Source organism: Halomonas sp. 3D7M, assembly GCF_014897885.1.
In the GTDB taxonomy this organism is placed as follows: Bacteria; Pseudomonadota; Gammaproteobacteria; order Pseudomonadales; family Halomonadaceae; genus Vreelandella.
This window is the reverse complement of the sequence record NZ_JABUZF010000191.1, coordinates 1-3,772: the sequence shown is the minus strand read 5'-3', so window position 1 is coordinate 3,772 and position 3,772 is coordinate 1. Positions and strand designations below refer to the sequence as shown.

Genomic DNA, 3,772 nt, shown 5'->3' with positions numbered 1-3,772 from the left:
CCACGAGGATGACCAGCTTCGGGCACGGTTGAACCAAGTCGCTGAGAAAATCACTCGGCCTGATTTTTTAGCGGGGCAAGGGTTGGGTAATGAGCTTGGCTTCTGGATTTTCGATTACGCTCCTGAACATGAACTACAGGTGCGTGCCTACCTGAACTTCCTCCCCTCATTAATGGCACGCCAGCACCCTGATATCAAAATGGCGCAGGTCAATCTGCTTGAAGTGCTTAAGGATTACCTGACCGAGCGCGGTTTTCTTGATAAAGCCATTGCCATGCAAAAAAGCAAAGGCGATGCGGCACTGCTCAAAGCGCTACGTGGGCCGCTGCACATGGACAAGTTCGCCCCGTACCTCATCCGACACTCTTTGTCGCACGAGCCTGATATCGTATTGCTCACCGGTGTTGGCAGCCTGTGGCCCATGGTACGTGCGCACAGCTTGTTAAATGCCCTACACGGGCCACTCGGTCATAAGCCGCTGGTGTTGTTCTACCCAGGCCGTTACGACGGGCAAACGATGTCGCTGTTTAAGCAGATCAAAAGCAACAACTACTACCGTGCGTTTGCGCTTGTTCCCTAGCGCAACAGATGACGTCATGCCGTCTATTACGTTCGCTTGGTGAGTAGTGGTCTTTGATATCGCTTTACCTCTCAGCCTGAAACACCCAGGGTTTAAACATTTACAGGACAGATATGCACATTCAAGAGCTCTTCCTCAAACCGCTTAGCCGGTCAATCAACGGCGTGGTCAAAGCCGACCAGCGTGACCAGGAAACCATCTACCAAGAGCTGGATGAGTATGTCGTCACCAACGAGTTAGAAAAGCACTTTCGTGCCTTTTTTGAATCTTACACCACCCCTTTAGATGACCCCTCCATCGCCAACCGCGTGGGCGTTTGGGTGAGTGGCTTCTTTGGTTCAGGTAAATCGCATTTTTTGAAAACGCTCTCTTATCTGCTGGAAAATAAAGAAGCGTTTGATGCCAACGGACAAGCCAAGCGAGCCGCTGATTTTTTTGATGAGCAAAAGCTGGTAGACGGCTCTATTCGGGCAGACATTAACAAGGCCGTCCGTGAACCTGCCCACGTGGTGCTGTTCAACATCGACAGCAAGGCCAGCTCGAATGACGACGGCAACCCCATCCTGAACGTCTTCCTGCGCGTGTTTAACGAGCACCAAGGCTTTAGCTCCGATTACCCGCACATTGCTCATATGGAGCGCCACCTAGAAAAGCGCGGCGTGTATGAGCGCTTTAAGCAGGCCTTTAACGAGGCCAGCGGCGTGGTATGGGAAGACGAGCGAGACGGCTATCAGTTCTACCAGGATGATATCGAGCAAGCGATTGGGTCGGCGCTCGATCTCTCTCCTGAAGCGGCGCATAAATGGTTTGAGGAATCCGAAACCAACTTCAGCGTCTCCGTAGAGAACTTCTGCCATTGGGTGAAAGAGTTTTTGGAATCCCAGTCAGCTACTCGGCGCATGGTGTTCATGGTGGATGAAGTTGGCCAGTTCATTGGCAGCGACACACGCTTAATGTTGACTCTGCAAACGCTCACCGAAAACCTGGGCACGATTTGCGGTGGGCGTGCCTGGATCGTGGTCACCTCCCAAGCGGATATGGACGCCGTGCTAGGCGAAATGACCGCCTCAAAAGCCAACGATTTTTCCAAAATCGCCGGACGCTTCAAAACCCGCTTATCGCTCTCAAGCTCCAACTCTGACGAAGTGATCCGCAAGCGCCTGCTGGTGAAAACCGACTCGGCACGCGCGGAGCTGGAAGGCGTGTTTGAGGCCAAAGGCTCCATTCTGCGTAACCAGCTGACCTTTGACCGCTCTGGCCCCACGCTAAAAAACATCGAAGGCGTGGAAAGCTTCATCGCCAATTACCCCTTTGTGCCGTACCACTTCCAGTTGGTGCAAAAAGTCTTTGAAGAGATCCGCAAAGTCGGGGCCACAGGCGCGCACCTGGCCTACGGCGAGCGCTCGATGCTCGATGCTTTCCACATGGCCGCCAAAGCCGTGCAAGAAAAATCGATTGGCGCGCTGGTGCCGATGCACTGCTTCTACACAGCGGTAGAAGGTTTCCTCGATACGGCGGTGAAGCGCACCATTGATCAGGCCAGCGAAAACCCCGTGTTAGAGGCATTTGATGTCGAAACCCTGCGCACGCTGTTTATGATCCGCTATGTGGACTTGGTGAAGGGTACGGTCGATAACCTGGTGACACTCTCGCTGACCCAAATCGACGATGACCGTATTGCCATTCGTGAGCAGCTGGAAGCGACCCTGGCACGGCTGGAAAAAGAGAGCCTGAGTACCCGCAACGGCGATGAGTACCAGTTCCTCACCAATGAAGAGCGCGACATTACCCGCAAGATCAAACAAACCGAAGTTACCAGCAGCGACGAAAACAAAGAGCTCTCCAGCCTGATCTTCAAAGACCTGCTGCGCGATCGCACCAAGTACCGCTACCCGGTCAACAAAACCGACTACAGCATTGGCCGTTACCTGGATGGCCACACCCTGGATGGCCGCTACCAGAGCCAGCTAAGGGTGGAGGTGGTCTCACCGCTGGACGTGGAGTACGTACAGCTAAGCGAAGCGGGCTGCATTCACAAAAGCGGCGATAACGGTGGGCAGGTGCTGATTAAGCTGCCCGATGACAAGCGCTTTACCGATGAACTGCGTACCCTGCTGAAAACCGATAAGTTTATCCGCCTGAACCTATCGGCCAACGACCACAGCGTGGAGCGCATTCTGGCCGACCGTGGCCGTGAAAACCAGGAGCGCAAAAAACGCCTGCGGGTGCGTTTGGAAGAGATGCTGCTGGATGCTGACGTTTACGCGCTCGGGCAAAAGCTCGATCTCAACCGCAACCAGCTGACTACCCGTTTGGATGAGGCCTGCCGCTATCTGCTGGAAAACACCTACAACAAGCTGAGCCAGCTCACGGCGCTTAGCCCCGAGCCGATGCGCGAGCTGCAGGCCGTATTAACCGCCGATGACCTGGGCACCCAGAACCTTAACTTAGACGGCGAGGAGGGCAACGCCCAAGCGGTGAAAGAGGTAGAGCAGTATATCTCGCTACATGGCGGCGAGCCGGTGCCACTGAACCCGCTGATTGAGCGCTTTAGCAACCGACCTTTCGGCTGGCCGGAAGGTGAAACGCTGCTAATTCTGGGGCGCCTGCATGCCGCTGGGCGCTTAACCTTCCACACCGCTGGCCCCGCGCTCAGCGGTAAAGAAGCCTTTGAGCTACTCAATAACGCCCGCCGCCGCAGTGAAGTGCGCCTTCAGAAAAAGCGCCAAACCGAAGATGCAGTGCTCAACAAAGCTCGAAACCTCACCAAAGAGCTGTTTGGCCAGCTAGGCCCCACCAGTGAAAAAGAGCTGTTTACCTATTACGTAGACCGCTTATCCCACTGGCGGCGTGAGCTAGAAGCGTATAGAAGCAAAACCGACGTGGGCAACTTCCCCGGTCGCAACGCCATTGATAGCTCACTGCGGGAAGTGGAGCGTTTGCTGCGTTTAGACGATAGCTTTGATTTCTTCAAAACCGTCGCCAGCCAGCAAGACACGCTGCTCAATGTTGAAGAAGACTACCGCGATCTCAACGACTTCTTTACCAAGCAGCTCACCACCTGGCAGCAGCTAGAACAAGCGCTCAACCGGTTTGCGGTGAACCGCCTAGAGCTTGAGAAAAACACCCAGGCCCAGCAAGCGCTGGCCGAGTGTGAGCGTATTTACCGGGCCGAAGCGCCCTACGCCATGC

2 protein-coding genes are annotated in these 3,772 nt (G+C 54.7%); both read left to right on the top strand.

From position 1 onward, the window contains the following. Window positions 1–580: DUF1788 domain-containing protein (locus INT22_RS10825; protein ID WP_226912615.1), on the top strand; the 580-nt coding region annotated here is incomplete at its 5' end. A 113-nt stretch (window positions 581–693) separates the two neighbouring features. Next, window positions 694–3,772: BREX system P-loop protein BrxC (gene brxC, locus INT22_RS10820; protein ID WP_193068222.1), on the top strand; the 3,079-nt coding region annotated here is incomplete at its 3' end.